Below are 23750 nucleotides of genomic sequence, written 5' to 3'. Positions count from 1 at the left end.
AAGTGACTTTCCGGAAAGAATAACAATTTAACTGACTTGAATGAAGTAGCAAACTATTTGTCAGAGGGTATAAAAATGAAACCCTAAGATGCATGGTCCTCTACTTGGTAAACAACTAAAAGTATGAAAATGAAATTTACAAAATGGCTATTGTCGCTCTCTCTATGTTTGAGTGTTGGAGCCAATATGCTCTTCGCACAAACTGATTTTCGCGAAGAAACTATTTACTTCTTAATGACGACCCGCTTCTTTGATGGAGATCCGGGGAATAACGTCCCCAATGAATGGAGCTCTTACAATCCAGATCCAGAAATTAACCCCGCTATTACAGATCCTAATGATGTCACTTGGAAAGGGGACTTTAAAGGTCTAATCCAAAAACTAGATTATATCAAAGACCTTGGTTTTACATCGATTTGGATCACTCCAATTGTTCAAAACTGGAGTCCATTGGATTACCATGGCTATCATGCGTATGATTTTACGAAAGTAGACCCAAGGTTAGAGTCTCCAGGAGCTACCTTCCAGGATCTAATTAATGAAGTGCATGCCAGAGATATGAAAATCGTTTTGGATGTGGTGACCAATCACGCCGGACGTTTTGGTATCAAAGGTTTAGCAGAAATCAAATACAACACTGATACTTCAGAAGTATGGGGACAAGATCTAAATGGGAACCCACTACAACCCAATCCTAATTGGGAGTACGACGGTATGACTCCGAACCCAGATGATGGTTTGATTTGGAGTAGAGCAAATCTTCCTGAATTACCAGCACCTTATAATGAAGACCTCGCCAACTACAATTGGCCGTCTACTGTTTCTTATGTCAATACCACAGATCCAGATTGGTATCATCAAAGTGGAAACGGTTTTGCTCAAGGTTGGGATGATACAGAAAACCTTTACAATAGAGCATTAGCTGGAGATACACCTGATTTGAATACATCAAGCCCAGTTGTAAGAGAGTATTTAGTCAATGCTTATAAGACATTTATTGAAATGGGCGTGGATGCATTCCGATGGGATACCATCAAGCACATGTCTAAAGAAGATGTACTGTATTTCTTGGATGCTTTTAAGGCGATCAACCCAGACCTTTTTGTTTTTGGTGAAGTAGCACAGAAGCGTCACGAATTACACAGTATCGAAGAAATTAATCCACACTGGTATACTTGGAGAGGAGCAACGAATGCTTCTGAACCCTCAGGAATGGCAGTGATTGATTTCTATGCGGAAGCAAGTTTTCATGGTCCTTTTGAATATGGAGAAGGCTTTGGTGGAGTAAAAGCGGCATCACGTTATGATCACTTATATGCAGATCCGTCAACCAACTTATTATGGTTAGATAACCATGATTTTGGTCCGAATAACGACTGGAATAAGCGTTATGGTGGAACGGATGAAAACCTTGCTGCTTGTTTGAATTTTATGTTTACTTGGAGAGGTATTCCGATTGTGTATTATGGTACGGAAATGCGATTTATGGCAGGGGCTTTTGCGGATATTCATGATGCAGAAGGAATTAAAAAATCCATTAATGAAACAGGTAGAGCATACTATGGTGATGTGATGGATCAAGCACCAAGTCACAAGATTTATCAGCACATCAAAAAACTGAATGCGATGCGATCAGCAGTGCCAGCACTTCAAAAAGGAGAATGGCGTTGGAATGGTGACAATGGCGGAAACGGCGTTGGTTATGTTCGTGTACATGGAAACAGTGAAGTGGCCGTTGGTCTGGCAAAAGATGGATCAGCATCATTCAACTTTACAGGTTTGACTAATGGTGTTTACAGAGATGCCGTAACAGGAGCAGAAACAGTGGTTTCTAATGGAACATTGAATTGTACTGTAGAATCAGGTTCGGCGGCAGTTTATGTTTTAAATGGTCCTGGTATGATCGGTGGCAATGGCGTGGGTTTCTTCCAGCCAGGAGAAGGCGGACCAAGCTTACCATTTGTAAGTGCATCACCAGCACCTCAAAGATATGACAACCCTGTAGAAGTAAGTCTTTCCGCTTCATTAGGAGCTGGAGGTCCTTATACTATCTATTATACAACAGACGGCTCTCAGCCTTCATTTTCAAGCAGCCAATATACGAATACTAAAATAGCAGTTGATGCGGATATGGACATCAAAGCATTTGCAGTGGATTCGGAAGGAAACTCTTCATCTGTCACAACTTTATCATATAGAATTGGTGAGATTGAAGGATTGGAAGTGTATTTCAAAAAGCCATCAAATTGGAACAATGTCAATGTGCATTATTGGGAAGAAACACCTGTAGGTTCACTTCCTGCAAGTAATTGGCCAGGGCCAAATATGACACAACATGAAGGCGATTGGTATAAATATGTATTTGAAAATACGGAAAGTGTCAATCTATTATTCAGTGACAATGGAAGTAACAAAACCATTGATCTTTCAAGAAACTCAAATGGTTGGTATGATGGAAATATATGGCACAATGAATGCCCTGACTGCTCGGTTGTAACACCTCAAGTACCAACTTTAATACTCACTCAAAATAGCAATAGAGTAAGTGCATCAGTCACTGAAAACGGAGTAATTTATTATACATTGGATGGAAGTACTCCAACTGCTTCATCTTCTCAATACAATGGAGAAGTAGTGTTGTCTGGAAACGCAGGTGATGTGATTACTTTCAAAGCTATCGCAATCAATAGCGTTGGAAGTTCAGCCATTGAAACAGTGACATATACAGTTCCTGAACCAATAGAAGGAGGAATGACAGTCTATTTCAAAACGGATTGTTCAACACCAAGAATCTATTTCTGGGGTGTAACAGGTGGAACCATGACAACAGCATGGCCGGGAGAAAATATGTTGGCTTCAACAGATTACTCTGGATTCTATGAGTACACAATTGATGGCACTTGTACTAATTTGATATTACTCTGCGGTGATACAAAAATCACTGGAGATGAAATGAATATTTGTGGTAACGTTTGGTATGATAACGGGTGGGTAAGTGAACCAATTACTACACCAGATACAGAAGCTCCAACAGTTTCTATTTCCCCATTAGGCAGTACTTTTGTTGGGTCTGGAAATGTTACAATTTCCGCTTCAGACAATCGTGATGCATCACCAACGATCTATTATACTTTAGACGGGTCTACTCCAACTACATCTTCCGCTTCGGCTGAAGGACAAGTCACTTTGTCGATTTCCCAAACTACTACTGTCTCTGCTATCGCTGTCGATGATGCTGGAAATACCTCCACGTTAAGTACAGCATCATTTACAGTGACCGCACCAAGTGGTGGTTTCACGGTGTACACTAAAGATTATACTCATATTTACCATTGGAATGCCTCTCCGACGGGAGTATTGGCTAATGCAGCATGGCCGGGCGTAAGTATGTCACAGTCGAATGGATGGTACGCTTTCACATTCCCAGAAGCCGTGACTTCTTCAAGTATTATTTTCAGTAATAATGGAGGTGGACAAACTTCTGACTTGATAAGAAACAAAGACGGTTGGTATTTGAATGGGCAATGGTACGATCAAAATCCTGATGACAATACAGTAACACCAACAGGATTGACAGTGCACTTTAAATCGACTTGGAGCAATCCATTACTCCACTATTGGAATACAGATAATGGAAGTACTTCTAACTGGCCGGGAGTAGCAATGACCAACGATGGAGACGGTTGGTTTAGTTATACTATTCCAAACACATCATCTACAAGTTTATTATTCCATGATGGAAATGGCAACCAAACTCTGGACCTCTCAAGAAACAATGAGGGGTGGTATAAAGACGGACAATGGTACGACGAAAATCCTGAATTAAGCAGTGCACGAAACATCCCTTCTGATATTGAAGCTGTAGAGGAAATCAAGTTGTACCCAACTATTGTTGCAAATCACTTCTTCCTTCAGTTAACCCTGAAAGAAAGCAAGAGTGTAGGCCTTCAGATTTTCAATTTAAGTGGACAAGAAGTCTACGCTACATCAAGGAAATTATTTGAAGCAGGAAAGTATGAATTGAAATTTGATCAATTAAATCTCGAATCGGGAATGTATTTGGTGAACATTTATCTTGACAGCCAAAAAACAGTTAAAAAAGTGATCAAAAAATAATGATAGTACAACAAGTTTGAGTTCTTCAAACGGAGGTTTCAAACATGTTCTAACATTCTCTTAATACTTTTTCTACATTCATTTATTATAGTACACTAGTTCTACGCGAATAGTGTTTGAAATAGTCTGCTGCATTTTGTGGTAGACTATTTTTTTAATTTCGAACACTAATCTGTTCAAAACGTGTAATTTATGTTCAAAAGTGAACAAGTGTAAATGGTGTTATGTTGGTTTATTTGTATTTAAATGACTGTATTTCAGTGTTTTGTGATTTATTGGCATAACTATGGAATTACTATTGGCATATTAACTAGTGTTCAAATTAATTATTTTTATACCATGAAAACCTTACTTATCTCTCTTATCGGCTTGTTGTGTTCTGTAAATTTATTAGCTGAAGTACCAGAGTATCCAGAGTCAAATGAAAACTCGGAATTAGTGAAAATGGTTCAAAAAGCTGAAGCTAATGATTGGGCTACATACACAAGAGCTGCACAATTATCAATCAACTGGAATGCAGATTTAGAGCTTGCGAAAGAATGGATAGATCACGCTGTAACTGTTGACGAAAATCACAATACATTGGAAGTATTAGGTGATTATTATTTAAGAGTTGGAGATGTGAAAAATGCTTACGCATCATACGAAAAAGCACTTTTAAAAGATATTACCTCAATAGACTATAACAGCAGAGCAAGACTTCAACGAAAAATATTAGTGTTTTCTAAATCATTAAAATAAGTATTTCGTATTATATTAATCCCTTTTTTGGTAATTAAAACTACTGAAAAGGGGATTTTTTTTGATTCAATACTTCTTGACAATTTCATGTATCAGTTTATTACTCATTGTTCAGAGTACATTCCTATCACAATAGCGGATGTAGCAGTGATCAATAAAATTTTTCTGACCCAAAAAGCTTTACAAAGCAACTATTTATTACAAAATGAAAAGCACAATAGATGCTTTTATTATATCGAAAAAGGTAGCGTTCGATTAGTATCAAAGTCGTCTGATTTGGAGGAGGAATATTTTTTTCAAAAAGGGGACTTTTTTAGTACTTATCATTTTTTGAAAAGTAAATCTCAAATTTTTGATATCATTTTTTTGGAAGATGTACAATACATCGAGATTTCTTTAGAGCACCTTTTGAAGCTTTGTGAGTATGATCGAAAATTTAAAAAATTACCAGAGATTATGTTTTTTAAAGGAAAAAGAATTTTTCAAGATTTTAAAAGTGAATGAATGCTTTTATTTTACCTCTTTAGAAGTCGTATTTATTTGTAATATAAATTTTGAATCCTCTTTTAAGGTCTTAAATTAATGTTTAATTCTTTGGTTATTAGTGTTTTCAAATCATCTTTATTTTAAATATTACTTCTGATTTTACTTTTTTTCAATAGTAAGTTTGTAAGTGTAAATAATGACTCATTATAATTTGAGTTACAAAAAACTTGACTTAAACTACTATTAAAATGAACAAGACAATTAAAAGGAGTGAAGAAGCCAAAACTGTTTTTGATAGAAGGTCTTTAGCCGTAGATTATAGACATTTGAAGTCTATCTTAAAAGAGGGAATGACGGTATTGGATATTGGTTGCGGGACAGGAGCCATTACAAAAGACATCGCTAAAATTGTAGGCCCAACAGGAAAGGTAATTGGTATTGATAATACTTACGAAGTGATTGAGCATGGCAATATAGTTTACGCTGATATTTCAAATTTAGAACTCAAAACAGTAGACTTGTTTAATTTCGAAACGGAAGAAAAGTTTGATTTAATAGTAGGGGCAAGGGTATTGCAGTGGATGACTACCGTAAAAGAAGCTTTGCAAAAAGTAAAATCACTTTTAAAAGAAGGAGGTCAAGTTTCCTTTTTAGATTACAATCATAACCGATTAGAATGGGTTCCTCAGCCTCCTTTGACCATGAGACGTTTTTACCAAGCATTTTTAAATTGGAGAAAAGATGCCGGAATTAATAATGCAATTGGTACAGACTTACCACATTTATTGAAAGAGGTGGGATTTAAAGATATTCAGGTAGTGCCATCTCATGAGTTGTACGATCATAAAAGAAAAGATTTTTATGAACGAGTCAAGATTTGGTCTCAAGTCGCAGGCTTAGAACAAATTACTACTGAAGGTTATATGTCAGAACGTGATCGTTTGAGAGCTATTGAAGATTATGACAAGTGGGTAGATGAGAAAGCGGTATCGATGACTATGTTTCTAAATGAAGTGAGGGGAAGGATATAAATACCAATTCAGAAAAAATGCTTTAAAATGACTTTTATAAAAACTTCTTTGCGATGAAAATGGTAAAGAAGTTTTTAAGTACAAAGTCAAAAATAAATCATAGTTAATTCTAATTTATTTTTAGCGTTGTACTCACAAAAGATAATTTTGAATTTGTACTTATTTTTGAATACTTATCATATTAGTGCTTATGTGGCCTAAATCAAATTTGAAATGGAGATAGAGATAAAAGAAGGAAGTGCAGCACATATATTAAAACAAGTTCATGAATGCCTTGGAGGAGAATTATCACCAATTAAATATGAGGTAAAGAAACCTGGTCTTCATATTATATCTAGGGTGTTTTCTCTAGTAAAAGGAACTGATATCATAATCCATTCTGTCAAATCAGAGAAAGACATTTACTATAATATTATAGGAGATGAAAAAGAGGATCGTTACTTAAATTTTAGGTTTGAGTATAAGACAGATATTATGAAAAATACCGAAGATCATGAAGAAGGGATGGATTTACAGGCGGTAGGTATGGCAGTTTATGATACTTCCTATTCTTTTAAAACTCACAATAAAGGAGGAGGATTAAAACAATGGATTTCTCTTCGTATAGCAATCCCTCAAATGACAGATATTTTCACTCAATTTGGAAGGTATTTGGAAGGGCTTTTTCCCGATAATCATAATTGGGTAAGATATGATATTGCTCCATTAGAAGTACATTTACTTTTAAAAGATATTTTTGACTTGGATTTGGATCAGCGTAACCCTATGACACATAGTATTGTCTTGGCCCGCATAATAGAATGTTTAGGAGTGTTTTATGAGCGATTACTTCATAAAGGTTTTCAAGAACATAGTACTGTACACCCTGACGACCTACAAAGACTAATGCATTTGAAAGATAAGTTGATCAATCCTTTTGAACCTTTACCAGCCCTTTCTGAAATTGCGGATGAATACGGTTATTCTTTGTCAAAGTTGAAGAGAGATTTTGGGAGTGTATTCGGAAGTAGTATTAAAAGGTTTCATACCGATTTAAGGCTTGAAAAAGCAAAGCAGTTATTACAAAATGAAAATAGAAGTGTTACTGAGATTGCAAGATTGGTAGGCTACAATAGTGTCTCTAAATTTTCTTTTGCCTTTAAGAAAAGCTATAATATAACCCCAAAGGAAGCTTCAACGAAGTATAAAATAAAATAAACTTTTGGTATAAACTCTGACCTAAAATTGAAAGTGGCCGAGTTCATATTAATATGGTATAATAGAAAACGGCCACATTCAAAACGGGGCTACATGAGTCCTTATTTTTATTTACTACCCAAAATGTTGAACAGTGCTTAATTATTTGTCCCGTCTTTTATTGCAAATCCATTTACACACTTAGGTGGTATAGTTTCTTTTCATTTTAATAAATCTTCCAACTGATTTGCTAACTCAATAAGGTCACTGACCATAAAATCCGGCTTCTCAACTAAAGGATAAAGCGCTTTTCCTTTTCTTTTAACAAAGGCGGTATTCAAACCTGCTTCTTTTGCACCGGCTACATCCCAACCATGTGCAGCAACCATAAGTACTTCCTCAGCTTTATAACCTGTCTCTTTTAAAGCCCAATTATAACTATCTAGATGAGGTTTGTAGGTTTTAATCGTTTCAACGCTCAACATCTGATCAATAAAGGAATTGAGTTGAGCATTTTGCATTTGCATTTTTACTCCTTCATAAGAAGAGTTCGTAAATGTGATAACCTTGTACCCCTTCTTTTTCAAAATTTCTAAACCTTCCTTGACATCAGGGTGAGGAGGAAGTGAACGGAGTGGTGTGACAATTGCCTTTTTAGCTTCTTCCATGGTTAATGGTATGTCGTTGTTTTCTGCAACCATTAGCAAAGTCGCCGTTCCAATTTTTCCAAAATGCTCATATCTATTAATATCTGTAGCGACTAAAGAATAATGTAACATTTTTGAGAACCAGATATCAAGTAGGTCAGTTCTTCCTCCTAGTGCATCAGCAACTGAAGTTTTCATATTATTGAGGTCTAGAATCGTCTCATTAACATCAAGAAAAATGACTTTTACTTGAGAAGGATACTCGTCTTTGTGAGGTACATTAAACCCTAAAAGGAGATATAAAAATGGAATTAATAATAGGTTTTTCATTTGATTGTTATTTATAATTTAAGTGTTTAAAGTGGAAGTAGGGAGCACATTTTTACAAATGCACCCCCAATTGAATTGGTAATAAATGAGTGAATAAATTGGTCTAACTAGAATATTTTAATTGATCAAGATAGGAGGTTACTCCCACTAAATATTGATCAAGGATAATGTCATTATGATATAGTTTTCTTAATCCACGTACGCCTTCAAAGGCACTGACTAGAAAAGTAGCAACAGCTTTACTATCTGTATTTTTTTTGACAGAGCCTTTTTCCTTTTCTTTTTCGATGACTCTTTCTATCGCTAAGGTCCATTGATCAATGATCGTCCTTAAAGCACTTTGATAACCATCCTCTGTACTCCCAATTTCATTGATCAAGTTATTGGCAGGACACCCTTTTCCCTTTTCATAATTAGTAAATGCTCTAATTTTATTTGAGAATATATCTTTTAATATTTCTATAGCATCTCCTTCTTTTTGAAGTGGAAGAATCATGTTTTTATGGATTCGGTCAAAAATTATCTTATTGATGACAGCCACTCCAATCTCTTTCTTATCCTTAAAGTGATGGTAAAAAGCACCTTTGGTCAAAGAAGTAGCCTTCATGATTTGATTAATACTTGTTGATTTAAAGCCATCTCTATAAAAAAGTTGGAAAGAAGTATCAATAATGAGTTGCTGCGTCTGTTCGGATTTTAATTTCTGTTCCATGTTACAAACATAGATATAATCCAAAAACATTCCAAGTGGTATGTTTTTGAATAAATAAAAAAGGATGGAAGCAAATTAGGTTTTACTTCCATCCTTAATATTATCTTTTACCTTCCCATTCACCATAAAATTGCTCCAGGAACACTTCCATATATTGGTGTCTTTTCTCAGCAATTTTTTTTGCGGTGTCAGTATGGATACGATCTTTCAGCAAGAGAAGCTTTTCGTAGAAGTGAGCAATTGTCGAAGATTCACTTTTATGATAAGCATCAAAGCTTTCGTGCATTTCATAATTTTCAGAGGGATCATACAAAGCTCTATGTTTGCTACCTCCATAAGCAAAGGCTCTGGCAATACCAATGGCACCAATAGCATCTAAACGGTCGGCATCTTGTACCACTTGTCCTTCTATGCTCGGCATATCGTCTTTGACATTGGCTCCTTTAAACGAAACTCTTTTTACGATGTCGGCTACTTTTTCAATGGTTTCTTCATCCGCTCCAATTTCTTTTAGCCAGGCTGCAGTTTGTCTACTACCTTCTAATAAGTCTCCATCATAAAATTTATGATCAGCAATATCATGAAGAAGGGCGCCTAATGCGACAACGTAGGGATCACAATCTTCCGTTTTTGCAATGTTCTCAGCCGATTTCCAAACACGGTAGATATGGTGCCAATCGTGGCCTGTACCTTCTCCTTCGAATTTTTTTTGAATAAATTGAGCTGTTTTTTCAACTATTTCTTTCTGATGTGAATTCATTTTCAATGGAACTGTTAAATTGTGGATGCATTACGTTTTCAACAAACGAGCTTGCAAATTTAAGGCATATTTTAAAACAATTATTTATCTAGTAAGTATTTTAATATGCTCTCAGAAGCGAATTTATTACAAACTCTTAAACGCTAAAAAAATGGCAGAAATTACTTTAAAAGGAAATCCTTTTCATACTTCAGGAGAATTACCAGCAGTAGGTTCAGTTGCTCCAGCTTTTACATTAGTAAAATCAGATCTTTCAGAAGTGACTTTAGAAGACTTGAAAGGTAAAAAAGTAATTCTAAACATCTACCCAAGTGTTGATACAGGTACTTGTGCAACTTCAACAAGAACTTTCAACGAAAAAGCATCATCATTAGACAATACTGTAGTAGTATGTGTTTCTAAAGATTTACCATTTGCATTTGGACGTTTTTGTGGTGCTGAAGGTATCGAAAAAGTAATCACTGGTTCTTCATTCAGAGATACTTCATTTGAAGATGCTTATGGTTTAAAAATTATCGATGGTCCTTTGACAGGATTATGTTCAAGATGTATCGTTGTGATTGACGAAGAAGGTAAAGTAAAATATACAGAGCAAGTTGCTGAAACTGTAGATGAACCAAACTACGAGGCAGCTATCGCAGCTTTATAAGTCTTCAATTGATTAGGCTTTAAAAAAAGAAACCTTTCCACAAAGTTTGAGAGAGCTTGTGTGGAAAGGTTTTCTTGTTTTAGTATTACAATAATAGACTTTTTCAGTTTAAAATCATTAACTAGGGTTAAAAAAATGTAAAAATTAGTTACTGAATTTTAATCTTCCTCTTTTTGATCTTCTTCTTCTTGTTTAAAATGTAATCGAACCATGTCGATTCTTGCACCATCCATGGTGACAATATTAAACTGTAAATGATCGACTTCAATATCTTCGTCTACTTGAGGAATATTTCGATGGTGATAAAGAATAAATCCACCTAGGGTATCATATTCTCCTTCCTCAATATTCCAGTTGTGTTTTTCGTTGAGTGTATCTATCTCATGCCTAGCGGTAAGCAAATAAGTATGTTCATCCTCTTTGAAGAATGGAAGATCGTCTTCATCATGTTCATCTTCAATTTCACCAACAATTTCTTCCGTAATATCTTCCAAAGTGGCTATACCGGCTGTACCTCCATATTCATCGATGATCCATACCATACTTTTCTGCTCGGCCATCATATAAGCCATCATCTCATCGGCAGCGGCAGTTTCAGGTTTAGATGGCATTTCACGTATAATTTCCTGAATAGATTGTGGCTTTTTATAAAGCTGCCTAACGTGACAATAACCCACAATATCATCTAAATCATCTCTATAGATAGGAATTTTAGAGTGTCCACTTTCAATAAACAATTTTCTTAATGCTTCAATATCTTCCTCAATGTCAAGAGCAACGATCTCTTTACGAGGAATCATGACATCTCTCGCCTTTGCTTCTTTGAATTGTAAAGCATTCTCAAAATATTTTTTATCCAAACTTTCACTGTCTGGGTCATCATCATCTTGAGATGCCAATTCAATATCATTGATGTATTGACTTAAATCGGTCAAGTTAAATGGAGTCTCTTGTTCTTCCATTCTCACTCCCATCAAATATTTAATCGAAAACTGCGAAAGTTTTTCAACAGTCCATGTGACAGGATAAAGCACCGTATAAATGATATTCATAGGGGGTGCTGCAATATTTAAGAACAAATCGGGGTTGAGCATGGTCAAACTTTTAGGTAAAAACTCCGCTGTAATTAATACCACAACTGTTGATACAATCGTTTGAGAAATCAACACGCCTACCTCAATAGATCCAGCATCTAAAGCAGGGAAATTATTTTTAAAAAGCTCTTGGAAAACAGGGTCTAATACATTGGATACAAACACACCATACATTACTAATGCGGAAGTATTGCCAATTAAGATCGTGGTAATAAAAGTAGATTTATTTTCAAAAAATTTATCAATCAGCCTACCCGTAAAAGAGTCCTTTTGTCTTTGTACTTCTATATGCAGTCTATTTGCCGAAACGAAAGCGATTTCAGTGGCGGAAAAGAAAGCAGAAAATAAAAGACATAAACCGATGTAAATTATGTTTTCATTCATTTTTCTCCGAAATTTTTAACAAATATCAAAAAATCTACTTAAGAGTCGTACAATTTTCGAAATAATAACTCACAATAGTACAAATCTATCTATATTTATGGCACATTTTTCACATCGCAAAAAATTGTTAGTTCAGTATTATGAAGGATTTGACATTAGACATCAGAATTGAGAAGACTGAGAACTCACGTTTAAGTACAGTAGATTTCAATAATATACCATTTGGAAAGACTATGTCTGACCATATGTTTGTAGCTGACTATCGCGATGGTAAATGGCAAGACTTAAGAGTCGTCCCTTACGATTCATTTCAATTAAGTCCTGCAACGTCGTCATTGCATTATGGGCAGTCTATATTTGAAGGATTAAAAGCTTTTAGAAACGCACAAAACTCTAAGGAGGTATTAGTCTTCCGTCCAGAGGAAAACGCTAAAAGATTAAACGTCTCTGCTGAAAGAATCTGTATGCCAACTATTCCAGAAGAAATCTTTATGGAAGGTTTACATCAACTTTTAGAAATCGATAGAGAGTGGGTTCCAAATACACCTGATAGTTCACTTTATATCCGCCCATTTATGTTTGCAACAGATGCGTTTTTAGGAATGCGTCCATCGGAAACATATACGTTTGCAATCATTACAGCTCCTGCCGGTAAATATTATTCTAAGGCATTAAGGCTTAAAGTAGAGAAAGAGTTTGCTAGAACAGCTCCAGGTGGAACAGGTTTCGCTAAAGTAGCAGGTAACTATGCAGCATCTTTACTTCCAGCAAAATTAGCGGCAGAGCAAGGATACGACCAGTTGTTGTATACAGATGCCAAAGAGCGTAAATATATTGAGGAATCAGGTACAATGAATGTAATGTTCGATATTGATGGGACATTCGTTACATCACCTACAATTCCAGTAGAAGACACGATCCTACGTTCTATCACTCGTTTAACTGTAATTGAATTACTAGAAGAAATGGGTAAGAAAGTAGAAGAGCGTCACATTTCTGTTGAAGAAGTAATTACAGCCATTAAAGAAGGTAGATTAAACGGTGCTTTCGGTATTGGTACAGCTGTAACAATTGCTCCTTTCGCATCAATTGCCGATGATGGTATTGATTATGAATTACCAGCAGATTATACTTTTGCTCAAGAGCTAAAAGAAAAATTCCAAGGAATTCAAAAAGGAGAGTTAGAAGATACAAGAGGATGGACTTATAAAATCTAAGTTTTCCTTTTTCATAAAAAAGCCACTTTTCAACATCGAAAAGTGGCTTTTTTATTGACTATTTTTTAGCGACTGCTTACTTCTTCTTTTTCTTCGTCTTTACCTCTGGGTGTGCATCCAAATACTTTTCCCATAAATCAGGACGTCTTTTTTTTGTGCGTTCCATAGATTGTTCCAATCGCCATTCATCGATTTTAGATTCATGACCAGAAAGTAAAATAGCAGGTACTTCTTGTCCTTTCCATTCTCTAGGTCTAGTATAAACAGGAGGAGCCAAAAGGCCATCTTGGAAAGAATCTGTCAAGGCTGAAGTTTCATCACCCAATACACCAGGAATTAAACGTATAATAGCATCTGCTACAACAGCCGCTGCGAGTTCACCTCCAGAAAGTACAAAATCACCAATAGAAATTTCTCTCGTAATCACTTCATCTCTTACTCTTTGATCAATTCCTTTATAATGTCCACAGAGTATAATGATATTTTCGCAACTAATTGAAAGATGATTGGCAATTTGTTGATCGAAAACTTCACCATCAGGCGTCATATAGATTACCTCTTGATAGTCTCTTTCTTTCTTTAAATCTTCAATACAGTTGAAAATAGGATCTGCCATTAATACCATTCCTGCACCATGTCCATAGGCATAATCGTCAATGTGACCATGTTTATTCACTTTATACTCTCTTAAATCATGAACGTGTACTTCAGAAAGGGCTTTATCATTGGCTCTTTGAAGTATAGAGTGAGAAAATGGACTGTCCAATAATTTGGGCACACAAGAAATAATATCAATACGCATTATAATGACAACGATTGAGTTGAAAATCTAAATAAATTTGAAAAACAAAGATACAAACATTGTATCGAAATCCTTTTTGTAATTAGCTGCTGATTCACAACTATTTGTTTTTCTTGTTAAATACGTCTAAAAAAGTATCTTTAAGTGTACTTGTTACGTATAAATAAATATTACAACAAACTAAAACCATAAACCATGAAATACTTCAAAATAATATTGATTGGCTTTTTTGCATTAGCCATGAGTAGCTGTATCTCATACAAAGACTCAGTAGTATCGGGATACAACCCAGATGATATCGAAAATATTTACCACATTGTCCATGAATAGTGAAGATAGCCTTCTATTTTTTAGAAGGTTTTAGAGTAATTGTAGTAATAAATAAGTGCTGAAAATGTATGATAAAATAACGTTTTTGAGCTTTGTTTTACCTTTTTATAGTGATTGAAATTGTTAGTAGTCAATAATATATGGCAATATTTTGTGATTCTAGTAAATAAATGTTAACTTAAAGATGTAAAATTTACACTACCATTATTACCATCTCAAACTTACACTACTATGAAATATTTAAAACTTATATTGATAGGAGCATTTTTGCTATCTTTAAGTAGTTGTGTATCTTATAAAGATTCAATTGCATCAGGCTATAACCCTAATGACATGAACAATATTTATCACAAAGTTCATGAATAGGTCAAAATATAAAGATTTTCTATGTATGATATGAAATGTATTTACCCTTTAGAGGCCTCATAATTTGAGGTCTCTTTTTTTATGCCTTCCTACCTAATAACAAAAATTGACGAAGTAGTGCATAAAGTATTTGCATTAAAGTTCGAAAAATTGAAATTTGCTGTGCTATCTATAGGAGGTAGGAAATCTAAAAAAACAACTAATCAGAGTTACATGCTTTTTGCACAAGTACCAGGGGCGTCAGACGTAAAGAAAATATTAATCCATGCAGCACAGCAAAATAAAATTGCACATGCACAATTATTTATCGGAAAAGAAGGAGGAGTACAGCTTTCATTGGCATTAGCCTATGCGAATTACTTGAACTGCGAAAACCCTGGAGAAGAAGACGCTTGTGGAGAATGTAAATCATGTAGAAATGCACAAAAATTACTTCACCCTGATTTACATTTTGTAGTTCCTACGGTTACCACAAAGAAAGTCAGTAAAAGGGAAGACGCCGTTACAGAGCGTTTTCTTCCTGATTGGAGATCATTTTTATTAGATGAAAATGGAGCCTATAAGAATGTAAGTGATTGGGTAGACTTTGTAGGAGGAGAAAACAAACAAGCGATCATTTCTAGACAAGAAAGTCGTGAGGTGATTAAATCTATGTCTATTAAAGCACATCAAGGAGGTTATAAAATTGTTTTGATGTGGATGCCTGAATTAATGCAAGCTCCTGCCGCGAATGCAGTATTAAAAATATTAGAAGAACCGCCAGAGAAAACATTGTTTTTTATGGTGAGTAATGACCCCGAGAAACTTTTAGTAACCATCCTTTCAAGGGCTCAAAAAATATACGTGCCATCTCCTTCTGATGACGAAATATCGAATTTGTTAGTAGAGCAAGGTATAGAGACCAACAAAGCACAAAAAGTAGCTTTTTTGGCAGATGGAAATATCCGTGAAGCGTTAAGAATTGCTTCAGATGTACCTGACCAAAGCGAAGAGCTATTCAAAAATTGGATGCGTTCTTGTTTTAAACGTGATTTTACGGAGATAGCCGGAAAATGGTCAGAAGAGTTCAATAAACTAGGGAAAGAAGGTCAAAAAAACTTTTTCAAGTTTGGATTGACGCTTTTTCGAGAAGCAATGCTAATTAAGAACAATGCAGAAGCCGTTATTCGATTGGACGAGGAGACGAGGGAATTTGTAAATAATTTTTCTAAAGTCCTCACAGAGAAGAACCTGCCGGAATTGGTGAAAAGTTTTAATGACTCCTTTTATTTTATCGAAAGAAATGCGAACCCTAAAATCACATTCGTAACCTTATCCATTAAGGTAGGAAAGGCATTTGGTCGTATTACGTATTAATTTCAATTTTTGAAGAAAAAAACGAAAAACAGAGAAGATTTTTCTTCTCTCGTAACAGTATTATTTTATATTTGTATAGGAGAGCAGTGTGATTGATTGAAAATACACTGCTCTCTTTTGTAAGTGCATGTTTCAAACATGCTTATATATAGTCTAGTACTAATAAGCGTTAACTCATAAAATTGATTAAACTATGGATTTAAAGAACGAATTTAAAAAATTTGCCATGAAGGATCAGGGGATCTCGAGCCTTCACATGGATAGCTATATTGGTAATTTCGAAAATATGACACGTACAGTTATTGAAGAGCGTGATCGTAGATTTGCCGAAATTGACGTATTCTCAAGATTAATTGCTGACCGTATCATCTTCATGGGTACTCAAGTGGATGACGCAATTTCAAATATTGTTATCGCACAGTTATTATTTTTAGAATCAATTGATGCTAAAAAAGATATTTTGATGTACATCAATAGCCCAGGAGGATCTGTATATGCAGGTTTGGGTATGTATGATACAATGCAGTATGTTCGTCCTGACGTAGCTACAATCTGTACTGGTTTAGCAGCATCAATGGGTGCCGTTTTGTTAGCAGGTGGCGCTGAAGGAAAAAGATCTGCTTTACCTCACTCAAGAATCATGATTCACCAACCGCTAGGTGGTGCCCAAGGTCAAGCATCTGATATTGAGATTACAGCAAGAGAAATTCAAAAGTTAAAGAAAGAGCTTTATGAAATTCTAGCAAATCATTCAGGTCAACCTTATGATAAAGTGTGGCAAGACTCAGATCGTGACTACTGGATGAGAGCTCAGCAAGCCAAAGAATATGGTTTAATTGATGAGGTTTTGACAAGAAACCCAAAGAACGATTAAACTAGACTTTAATAGTAATTTTATTCCTTTTTACATAAAAAGTAGATTCAAACCATCACTTTATGTGAAAAATCAATAAAAAAGCTGTTATAAGTGTAAAACATTGGTATTGAGAGGGAAATGATCTAATATTTCCCTCTTATCTATTGTAAGAAAGTGTAAAATTTGTAGTAACTTGCATTTTCAACATAAAGAATATAAACTCTAGAATATATTATTGAGTTTATTATGGTATAAAGAAAGTTTTCTTTATACATTTTTGAATGTAGAGTAAAGGCAAGGAGAGAATAAATGAAAGGGAATTTCTGTTCGTTTTGTGGCGCACCTAAAGACACGGTGGAATTAATGGTTTCAGGTCAGAATGCTCAGATCTGTAACAATTGTATTGAACAAGTACATCAAATCCTAATGGAGGAAAGAAAACCTCGTAAAAAGGATATGGAAACTTCTTCGTTTGATTTAAAAACGCCTGCCGAGATGAAAAAGCATCTTGATGAATATATTATCGGGCAGGAAAAAGCAAAACGAGTGCTCTCGGTTGCTGTTTATAATCATTATAAGCGTTTAAACCAAAAACAGTCTTCTGATGATATTGTGATTGAAAAATCAAATATTATCATGACAGGAAATACTGGTACTGGAAAAACATTATTAGCTAAAACTTTAGCAAAAGCATTACAAGTACCTTTCTGTATTGCTGATGCCACTGTAATTACTGAAGCAGGTTATGTAGGTGAAGATGTAGAAACAATTCTAACACGTCTACTTCAAGCTGCCGATTACAATGTGGAACAAGCAGAAAGAGGCATCGTATATATTGACGAGATAGATAAAATTGCTCGTAAATCTGATAACCCTTCGATTACAAGAGATGTAAGTGGTGAAGGTGTTCAACAGGCATTATTGAAATTGCTTGAAGGGTCTATCGTGAATGTTCCACCTCAAGGAGGACGTAAACACCCAGAGCAAAAGTTGATTTCTGTAAACACTGAAAACATCTTATTTATCTGTGGTGGTGCCTTTGCAGGTATCGCGGATATGATTGCTTCTCGATTAAATACAAGACCAATTGGTTTTGCGGGTAAAGAAGAAGATCAACCAGAATTGAATAAAGAAGAGCTTTTAGAGTTTGTAACAGCACAAGACTTGAAACGTTTTGGTATCATTCCAGAATTGATCGGTCGTTTGCCATTGGTGACTTACTTAAAGCCTTTGGATAAAGATGCATTAAGAAATATTCTAACAGAACCTAAGAATGCTTTGACAAAGCAGTACAAGAAATTGTTTGCAATGGAAGACATTGATTTGGTATTTGAAGATGATGCTTTAGATTATATCGTTGAAAAGGCATTGGAATATGACTTAGGAGCAAGAGGTTTACGTAGTATTTTAGAAGCGATTATGCTTGATGCTATGTATGAATTACCTTCTTCTGAAGAAAAAATTAAAGAATTTGTGATTGATAGAGCTTATGCAAAAATCAAATTTGAAAGCTCATCACATGCTAAGAACTTAAAAGTTGCATAAGCACAAATTGACATAATAAATCTAACAAACAGCAAGGTACTACTCTTAAGTGCTTTGCTGTTTGTGTTTCAAATTTAATGAAGAACCTATCGTTATGGATTTTAGTAATATGTTTGGACAGTTAAAAGAAGTCCAAGAAAAATTAAAACAAGCACAAGAAGACCTAGTAAATGTAACTGCTGAAGGTGATGCAGGTGGAGGAATGGTAAGAGCCGTTGCAAATGGTAAAAAACAGGTCATCAAATTAGAAATTGATCCGTTGCTTTGTAAAGAAGAAGACAGAGAAATGCTGCAAGATCTTGTTGTTGCCGCTGTAAACCAAGCCATCAAGGAAGCAGATCAAAAAGGACAAGAGCGATTGATGAAGACTACTAAAGGAATGATGCCAAATATTCCAGGTATGGACTTTGGGAATCTAGGATAATAAAATCTTATTGAGATAAACTGAATAAGGGTTGTTGGTCAAAACATCAACAACCTTTTTATATATAAATTGAGACATTTTTTTTGTTGACATGAAGCCAACAAGTGGACTTCCTTATGATGAAGTAGCTATTGTTATTTTAAATTATAACGGTAGAAGATTTTTAGAAGAATTTTTAGATAGTGTAATTCAAAGCAGTTGTGATGCCAAGGTTATAGTAGCAGATAACGCTTCTACTGATGATTCTATACCCTTTTTAAAAGAAAATTATCCTAAAGTAAGATTAATTGAATTATCTGAAAACTTTGGGTTTACAGGAGGCTACAATAAGGCCTTAGAGCAGATAGATGCCAAATACTATGTGCTTTTGAATTCAGATATTCAATGTCCTGAAAACTGGTTGACTCCATTACTCACTTTAATGGAAAGCGATAGTCAAATTGCAGCTTGTCAACCGAAAATCAAACTCTTTTCGGATCAAGAATCCTTTGAGCACGCAGGTGCTGCAGGAGGATTTATGGATTATATGGGATATCCTTTTTGTCGAGGAAGAATCATGCATGCTCTAGAATACGATGATGGTCAATATGATGATACCGTTGAAGTTTTTTGGGCAACAGGTGCCTGTTTGTTTATAAGAGCAGAATTGTATCACAAGATGGGGGGATTAGACGAAAAGTTCTTTGCTCATATGGAGGAAATAGATTTATGTTGGAGATTGAAAAGTGAAGGCTACAAAATCAAAGCGGTAGGAACTTCTGAGGTATATCATGTTGGCGGTGGAACATTGAGTAGAGAAAACCCCAAAAAGACTTATTTGAATTTTAGAAATGGTCTATTCCTTCTTTTTAAAAATTTACCTTCTTCAAAGTTACTTTTAGTACTGTTTTTGAGAATGGTTTTAGACGGTGTTGCGGGGGTGAGATTTTTACTAAAAGGAGAGGTGAATAACCTATGGGCAGTGTTAAAAGCACATAGAGATTTTTATCTTTCGATAGGATATTTAGTGAAAGCAAGGCGAAAAATTAAAAACCATAAAATTAACTTTCCCGAAGTTTATAAAAAGTTGATTGTAAAGGAGTTTTTTTTGAAAAAAAGAACGAAATTCACGGACTTAAATGGGTTTCCTAATAATTAAATTGGGGGTCTTTTAAAAAAAATGAATTAATGTAAACTCTTGAATCTTATTTTTTGTTAATCTTTTATAATAATAATAAGCATTAAGAGTTAGTAAATTGTATTCACTTATCTTTGAAAACTGAAAAATTACGCAATTAAAATGCTATATTCATTTGATATCATACTATTTATAAATTCAAACTTCTAAAAAAAGTTAATATTTGTACTGCGTAGGTGAACAATTGAGTTAAGGCGATTAAATTGCGGAACCTAGAAATAGAAAAATTGGATGACGATTATGAACAAATACACTAATGCTTTGTCTACAGTACTTGCTGCTGGAACAATGTTATTCACAAACTGCGGTAATGTAGATGTGAATAAAATGGCTCAAGAGCAAGGAATGACAATTAATCCTTCACCATTAGAATTACATGGTGATTCGGTTGTTTTCGAAATTGACACAAAACTTCCTCCAAAATTATTAAAGAAAGGTTTTACTTATGACGTTATAGTAAATTATAACCCTAATGATGCTGAACCTATCGAAGTTGGTGTTGTTACTTTCAAAGGTGACGACTATGCTGATTCCCCTGAGGCAACTCCAGCTTTACATAAGCGTATGGCTTTTGCTTATGAGGATAAGTTTGAAAGAGGTCAATTAGAATACTTAGGTCGTGCGACTAAGGACAAAAACGGTAAAGTAAAAGAGTCTAACGAAGGTGCTTTCGCAGCAATGCCAAACAACCAAGGTCAAGGTGTTATCACTACAGCCCAAAACGTTCAGCCTACTTTTATCGCAAACTTTGCTGATCACGGTTATAACAACGCTGAAGAGTATATCCCAAATAACGTGGATTTCTTCTTCTTACAAGGATCATCAGTATTACGTTCTTCTGAGAAGAGAGGTGCTGAAGGTAAAGAGTTATCTAATTATGTTTCTGCTCAGAACCCTACAAGAACAGTAACAATTACTGGTTCTCACTCACCAGAAGGTTCTACAGAAGCAAATACAAAATTAGCGAACAAGCGTCCTGAGGCTGTACAAAAGTATTACGAGTACTTGTTAAAGAAAAATAAGGTTGAAGAGGAAAATGCTCCTCAATTTGTAACAAAGCCAGTAGTTGAAAACTGGACAGCGTTCAAAGCAATCTTAAAAGATTCAGATAAATTTACTGACGCTGAGAAAGATGAAATCATGTCAGTAGTAAACGGATCAGGTGACTTCGTATCTAAGCAATTAAAGTTACAATCACTTGCTTCTTACAAAAAATTATTCCGTTACGTTTACCCTCCATTACGTAATGCTAAATCTGAGATCTTACAGATCAAAGAAAAGCTTACTGACGCTGAAATCTCAGCTCGTGCAGCTAGCATTGCAGAAGGTCAAATGGCATTAGATTCACTATCTTCTGAGGAATTATTATATGCTGCTCACTTATCTTCGGATTTAGCTGCAAAAGTAAAAATTTACGAAGCTGCTATCCGTAAAGATGATTCAGCAATCGCTCATAACAACTTAGGTGCAACTTTATTCGCTCAAGCGAAACAAGGTGGCGATGTTATGGCATTAGTTGAAAAAGCTATCCCTCACTTCGAGACAGCTGCTAAATCAAACAACGTTCCTGAAGCTTACGCTAACCTTGCTGGTGCGAAGTTAATGAAAGGTGATGTTGCTGGTGCTCAAGCTGACTTAGAGAAAGCAAACTCTAGCAACCCTTCAGTAGCTGCTACTGCAAACGCTGTTAAAGGTTATGTAGCAATCACTGATGGTGATTACGACGGTGCTATCCAGTACTTATCTTCTGCTGGAGATGACGCTACAGTTGTTTACAACAAAGGTTTAGCTTACTTATTAAAAGCTGAAAAATCAGGTGCTAGTGATTTCTCACAAGCTCAAGGTGCTTTCAATGAGTCAGGTACTGAGTGGGCTCACTACGGTTTAGCAATCGTTGCTGCTAGAAAATCTGATGCTGCTACAGCTATCAGCGAAATCAAAGCTGCAGGTGAGTTGAAAACTAAAGCGGCTCAAGATCTTGAGTTCTTCGCTTTATTCGAAAACGCAGATTTCCAAGCTGCTACTAAATAATTAGATTTAGAAGTAGTTTTAAAATAGAAGAGCCTATCCTTTTCATTAAGGATAGGCTTTTTGTGTTTTGAGGCTTCAAAAGTAGATGAGAGTAGACCTCAATTATTTTTGTGCTAGTGTATTAAAAAGAGGAAGAGGTGATGAAAGTTCACCTTCCTTACCAAAGCTTAATGATAAATGTTCTTTTTTTATGAAAACCTTTTATTGATAAGCTTAAAAAATAGCGTAAATCTTCTTATCTTGGCATCCGAAAACGAAAATACTGATATATATTATTAGCAGAACTTTTAATAAGTAATGAGAGAAATTCAATTCAGAGAAGCTCTTAGAGAGGCGATGCAAGAGGAAATGCGTCGTGATAAGGATGTCTTCATCATGGGTGAGGAAGTTGCAGAATACAACGGAGCATACAAAGTAACACAAGGAATGTTAGACGAATTCGGTCCAGATAGAGTGATCGATACGCCAATTGCAGAACTTGGATTTGCTGGTATCGGTGTAGGTGCAGCAATGAATGGTACTCGTCCGATTGTAGAGTTTATGACATTCAACTTCTCGTTGGTAGCTATAGACCAAGTAATCAACAGTGCAGCGAAAATCCTTTCGATGTCAGGTGGACAATACTCTGCACCAATGGTATTCCGTGGGCCAACAGGTAATGCTGGACAATTAGGTGCTCAGCACTCACAAAACTTTGAAAACTGGTATGCTAATACTCCAGGTCTTAAAGTGGTTGTTCCTTCTAATCCATATGATGCAAAAGGTTTATTAAAAGCATCGATCAGAGATAACGATCCTGTTATCTTTATGGAATCAGAAGTAATGTATGCTGATAAAGGTGAAGTGCCAGAGAGCGAATATATCATTCCTTTAGGTGTTGCCAATGTTATTTCTGAAGGTACTGATGTAACTTTAGTTTCATTCGGTAAAATGGTTCATGTAATCACTAAAGCGGCTGAAGAGTTAGAGAAAGCAGGTATTTCTTGTGATGTAATTGACTTGCGTACTGTAAGACCAATCGACTTTGATGCGATCTTAAAGTCAGTGAAGAAAACAAACCGTTTAGTTGTAGTTGAGGAAGCTTGGCCATTAGCGTCAATCTCATCTGAGATTTCTCACCACGTACAACTTCACGCATTTGATCACTTAGATTCTCCAGTAGTAAGAGTAGCTTCTAAAGATGTTCCTCTTCCATACGCACCAACATTGATCGAAGAGATCTTACCAAACGTTGAGCGTACTGTTGAAGCAGTGAAAAAAGTAATGTACAGAAAGTAATCTTAGGATTACCTAAAGCATAAATAAACCTCTAATGTTAGTTGATCTGACATTAGAGGTTTTGTTTTTAATATGATTTCTTATTTACCCATTGATTAATTACTTTGTAAACTAAATTATCATTAATTAATATAACTCCTTTTATGAAGGATTAATGGTAGTGTGTTGTGGTTCGCGAGGGGCTGTCGCAAAACTAAGATTTGAATAAATAATCATTATGTTTAACTTATAACATAATGATT

The 23750-nt window shown here is 35.3% G+C and carries 20 protein-coding genes; 15 read left to right on the top strand and 5 right to left on the bottom strand.

What is annotated here, in order from left to right; translation table 11 throughout:
• Positions 1-129 precede the first annotated feature (129 nt).
• The 5 genes from IC221_RS22035 to IC221_RS22015 all read left to right on the top strand — a co-directional run bounded on the left by IC221_RS22035 (position 130) and on the right by IC221_RS22015 (position 7571).
• Positions 130-4116: a starch-binding protein gene (locus IC221_RS22035; RefSeq protein ID WP_188171026.1), complete on the top strand. Its 3987-nt coding sequence runs from the start codon at positions 130-132 to the stop codon at positions 4114-4116.
• 339 nt (positions 4117-4455) lie between these two features.
• Positions 4456-4857 carry a hypothetical protein gene (locus tag IC221_RS22030; RefSeq protein ID WP_052444427.1) on the top strand — a complete coding sequence of 134 codons (402 nt, stop codon included), beginning with the start codon at positions 4456-4458 and terminating at the stop codon, positions 4855-4857.
• Between the two features lie 87 nt (positions 4858-4944).
• Positions 4945-5361 (top strand): cyclic nucleotide-binding domain-containing protein, encoded by a 417-nt coding sequence (locus IC221_RS22025; RefSeq protein WP_188171025.1) that lies wholly within the window; start codon positions 4945-4947, stop codon positions 5359-5361.
• 230 nt (positions 5362-5591) lie between these two features.
• The gene (locus IC221_RS22020; RefSeq protein WP_188171024.1) at positions 5592-6374 is read left to right on the top strand and encodes a methyltransferase domain-containing protein; all 783 of its coding nucleotides are present in this window, start codon (positions 5592-5594) and stop codon (positions 6372-6374) included.
• A gap of 213 nt (positions 6375-6587) precedes the next feature.
• A complete protein-coding gene (locus IC221_RS22015; RefSeq protein WP_188171023.1) occupies positions 6588-7571 on the top strand; it encodes a helix-turn-helix transcriptional regulator in 984 nt (327 codons plus the stop codon).
• A 200-nt stretch (positions 7572-7771) separates the two neighbouring features.
• On the opposite strand, the gene IC221_RS22010 is transcribed toward IC221_RS22015, so the two are convergent.
• The 3 genes from IC221_RS22010 to IC221_RS22000 form a co-directional block, all read right to left on the bottom strand.
• The gene (locus tag IC221_RS22010) at positions 7772-8527 is read right to left on the bottom strand and encodes a haloacid dehalogenase type II (protein ID WP_188171022.1); all 756 of its coding nucleotides are present in this window, start codon (positions 8525-8527) and stop codon (positions 7772-7774) included.
• Positions 8528-8630: 103 nt separating this feature from the next.
• A complete protein-coding gene (locus IC221_RS22005; protein ID WP_188171021.1) occupies positions 8631-9239 on the bottom strand; it encodes a TetR/AcrR family transcriptional regulator in 609 nt (202 codons plus the stop codon).
• A gap of 100 nt (positions 9240-9339) precedes the next feature.
• A complete protein-coding gene (locus IC221_RS22000) occupies positions 9340-9999 on the bottom strand; it encodes an HD domain-containing protein (RefSeq protein WP_044206592.1) in 660 nt (219 codons plus the stop codon).
• A gap of 151 nt (positions 10000-10150) precedes the next feature.
• On the opposite strand from IC221_RS22000, the gene tpx reads away from it, so the two are divergent.
• A complete protein-coding gene (gene tpx, locus IC221_RS21995) occupies positions 10151-10648 on the top strand; it encodes a thiol peroxidase (protein ID WP_044206590.1) in 498 nt (165 codons plus the stop codon).
• Positions 10649-10806: 158 nt separating this feature from the next.
• On the opposite strand, the gene IC221_RS21990 is transcribed toward tpx, so the two are convergent.
• Positions 10807-12126, bottom strand: coding sequence for a hemolysin family protein (locus tag IC221_RS21990; protein ID WP_188171020.1), 1320 nt, complete (start codon positions 12124-12126; stop codon positions 10807-10809).
• Positions 12127-12266: 140 nt separating this feature from the next.
• Here IC221_RS21990 and IC221_RS21985 point away from each other — a divergent pair, with 140 nt between their 5' ends.
• Positions 12267-13343 carry a branched-chain amino acid aminotransferase gene (locus IC221_RS21985; protein WP_188171019.1) on the top strand — a complete coding sequence of 359 codons (1077 nt, stop codon included), beginning with the start codon at positions 12267-12269 and terminating at the stop codon, positions 13341-13343.
• A 76-nt stretch (positions 13344-13419) separates the two neighbouring features.
• Here IC221_RS21985 and trmD read toward each other — a convergent pair whose 3' ends face one another.
• Positions 13420-14145, bottom strand: coding sequence for a tRNA (guanosine(37)-N1)-methyltransferase TrmD (gene trmD, locus IC221_RS21980; protein WP_188171018.1), 726 nt, complete (start codon positions 14143-14145; stop codon positions 13420-13422).
• Positions 14146-14340: 195 nt separating this feature from the next.
• Here trmD and IC221_RS29780 point away from each other — a divergent pair, with 195 nt between their 5' ends.
• The 8 genes from IC221_RS29780 (at position 14341) to IC221_RS21945 (ending at position 23508) form a co-directional block, all read left to right on the top strand.
• Complete coding sequence (locus IC221_RS29780; RefSeq protein WP_255516165.1) at positions 14341-14475, top strand: hypothetical protein; 135 nt, start codon at positions 14341-14343, stop codon at positions 14473-14475.
• A gap of 579 nt (positions 14476-15054) precedes the next feature.
• Entirely contained in the window at positions 15055-16197 is a 1143-nt protein-coding gene (locus tag IC221_RS21975) for an ATP-binding protein (RefSeq protein WP_188171017.1), read from the top strand.
• 193 nt (positions 16198-16390) lie between these two features.
• Positions 16391-17071 carry a ClpP family protease gene (locus IC221_RS21970; RefSeq protein ID WP_044206578.1) on the top strand — a complete coding sequence of 227 codons (681 nt, stop codon included), beginning with the start codon at positions 16391-16393 and terminating at the stop codon, positions 17069-17071.
• 291 nt (positions 17072-17362) lie between these two features.
• Entirely contained in the window at positions 17363-18598 is a 1236-nt protein-coding gene (gene clpX, locus IC221_RS21965; RefSeq protein WP_044206575.1) for an ATP-dependent Clp protease ATP-binding subunit ClpX, read from the top strand.
• Positions 18599-18692: 94 nt separating this feature from the next.
• The gene (locus IC221_RS21960; RefSeq protein WP_044206572.1) at positions 18693-19022 is read left to right on the top strand and encodes a YbaB/EbfC family nucleoid-associated protein; all 330 of its coding nucleotides are present in this window, start codon (positions 18693-18695) and stop codon (positions 19020-19022) included.
• A gap of 91 nt (positions 19023-19113) precedes the next feature.
• The gene (locus tag IC221_RS21955) at positions 19114-20160 is read left to right on the top strand and encodes a glycosyltransferase family 2 protein (RefSeq protein ID WP_188171016.1); all 1047 of its coding nucleotides are present in this window, start codon (positions 19114-19116) and stop codon (positions 20158-20160) included.
• Positions 20161-20439: 279 nt separating this feature from the next.
• Positions 20440-22230: a hypothetical protein gene (locus IC221_RS21950; RefSeq protein WP_188171015.1), complete on the top strand. Its 1791-nt coding sequence runs from the start codon at positions 20440-20442 to the stop codon at positions 22228-22230.
• A 297-nt stretch (positions 22231-22527) separates the two neighbouring features.
• Positions 22528-23508 (top strand): pyruvate dehydrogenase complex E1 component subunit beta, encoded by a 981-nt coding sequence (locus IC221_RS21945; protein WP_188171014.1) that lies wholly within the window; start codon positions 22528-22530, stop codon positions 23506-23508.
• Positions 23509-23750: the final 242 nt, after the last annotated feature.

The organism is Flammeovirga sp. EKP202 (assembly GCF_014534745.1).
Lineage (GTDB): Bacteria > Bacteroidota > Bacteroidia > Cytophagales > Flammeovirgaceae > Flammeovirga.
The sequence above is the reverse complement of the archived record's forward strand: the minus strand, read 5'-3'. Positions and strand labels throughout refer to the sequence as shown.

Coding starts and splice junctions, on each gene's coding strand:
- IC221_RS22020 (WP_188171024.1), top strand. CDS start 5,592: ATGAACAAGACAATTAAAAGGAGTGAAGAAGCCAAAACTGTTTTTGAT.
- IC221_RS22025 (WP_188171025.1), top strand. CDS start 4,945: ATGTATCAGTTTATTACTCATTGTTCAGAGTACATTCCTATCACAATA.
- IC221_RS21955 (WP_188171016.1), top strand. CDS start 19,114: ATGAAGCCAACAAGTGGACTTCCTTATGATGAAGTAGCTATTGTTATT.
- IC221_RS22000 (WP_044206592.1), bottom strand. CDS start 9,999: ATGAATTCACATCAGAAAGAAATAGTTGAAAAAACAGCTCAATTTATT.
- IC221_RS21990 (WP_188171020.1), bottom strand. CDS start 12,126: ATGAATGAAAACATAATTTACATCGGTTTATGTCTTTTATTTTCTGCT.
- IC221_RS21975 (WP_188171017.1), top strand. CDS start 15,055: ATGCTTTTTGCACAAGTACCAGGGGCGTCAGACGTAAAGAAAATATTA.
- IC221_RS22035 (WP_188171026.1), top strand. CDS start 130: ATGAAATTTACAAAATGGCTATTGTCGCTCTCTCTATGTTTGAGTGTT.
- tpx (WP_044206590.1), top strand. CDS start 10,151: ATGGCAGAAATTACTTTAAAAGGAAATCCTTTTCATACTTCAGGAGAA.
- IC221_RS29780 (WP_255516165.1), top strand. CDS start 14,341: ATGAAATACTTCAAAATAATATTGATTGGCTTTTTTGCATTAGCCATG.
- IC221_RS21960 (WP_044206572.1), top strand. CDS start 18,693: ATGGATTTTAGTAATATGTTTGGACAGTTAAAAGAAGTCCAAGAAAAA.
- IC221_RS22005 (WP_188171021.1), bottom strand. CDS start 9,239: ATGGAACAGAAATTAAAATCCGAACAGACGCAGCAACTCATTATTGAT.
- IC221_RS22015 (WP_188171023.1), top strand. CDS start 6,588: ATGGAGATAGAGATAAAAGAAGGAAGTGCAGCACATATATTAAAACAA.
- IC221_RS21985 (WP_188171019.1), top strand. CDS start 12,267: ATGAAGGATTTGACATTAGACATCAGAATTGAGAAGACTGAGAACTCA.
- IC221_RS21970 (WP_044206578.1), top strand. CDS start 16,391: ATGGATTTAAAGAACGAATTTAAAAAATTTGCCATGAAGGATCAGGGG.
- trmD (WP_188171018.1), bottom strand. CDS start 14,145: ATGCGTATTGATATTATTTCTTGTGTGCCCAAATTATTGGACAGTCCA.
- IC221_RS22030 (WP_052444427.1), top strand. CDS start 4,456: ATGAAAACCTTACTTATCTCTCTTATCGGCTTGTTGTGTTCTGTAAAT.
- IC221_RS21945 (WP_188171014.1), top strand. CDS start 22,528: ATGAGAGAAATTCAATTCAGAGAAGCTCTTAGAGAGGCGATGCAAGAG.
- clpX (WP_044206575.1), top strand. CDS start 17,363: ATGAAAGGGAATTTCTGTTCGTTTTGTGGCGCACCTAAAGACACGGTG.
- IC221_RS21950 (WP_188171015.1), top strand. CDS start 20,440: ATGAACAAATACACTAATGCTTTGTCTACAGTACTTGCTGCTGGAACA.
- IC221_RS22010 (WP_188171022.1), bottom strand. CDS start 8,527: ATGAAAAACCTATTATTAATTCCATTTTTATATCTCCTTTTAGGGTTT.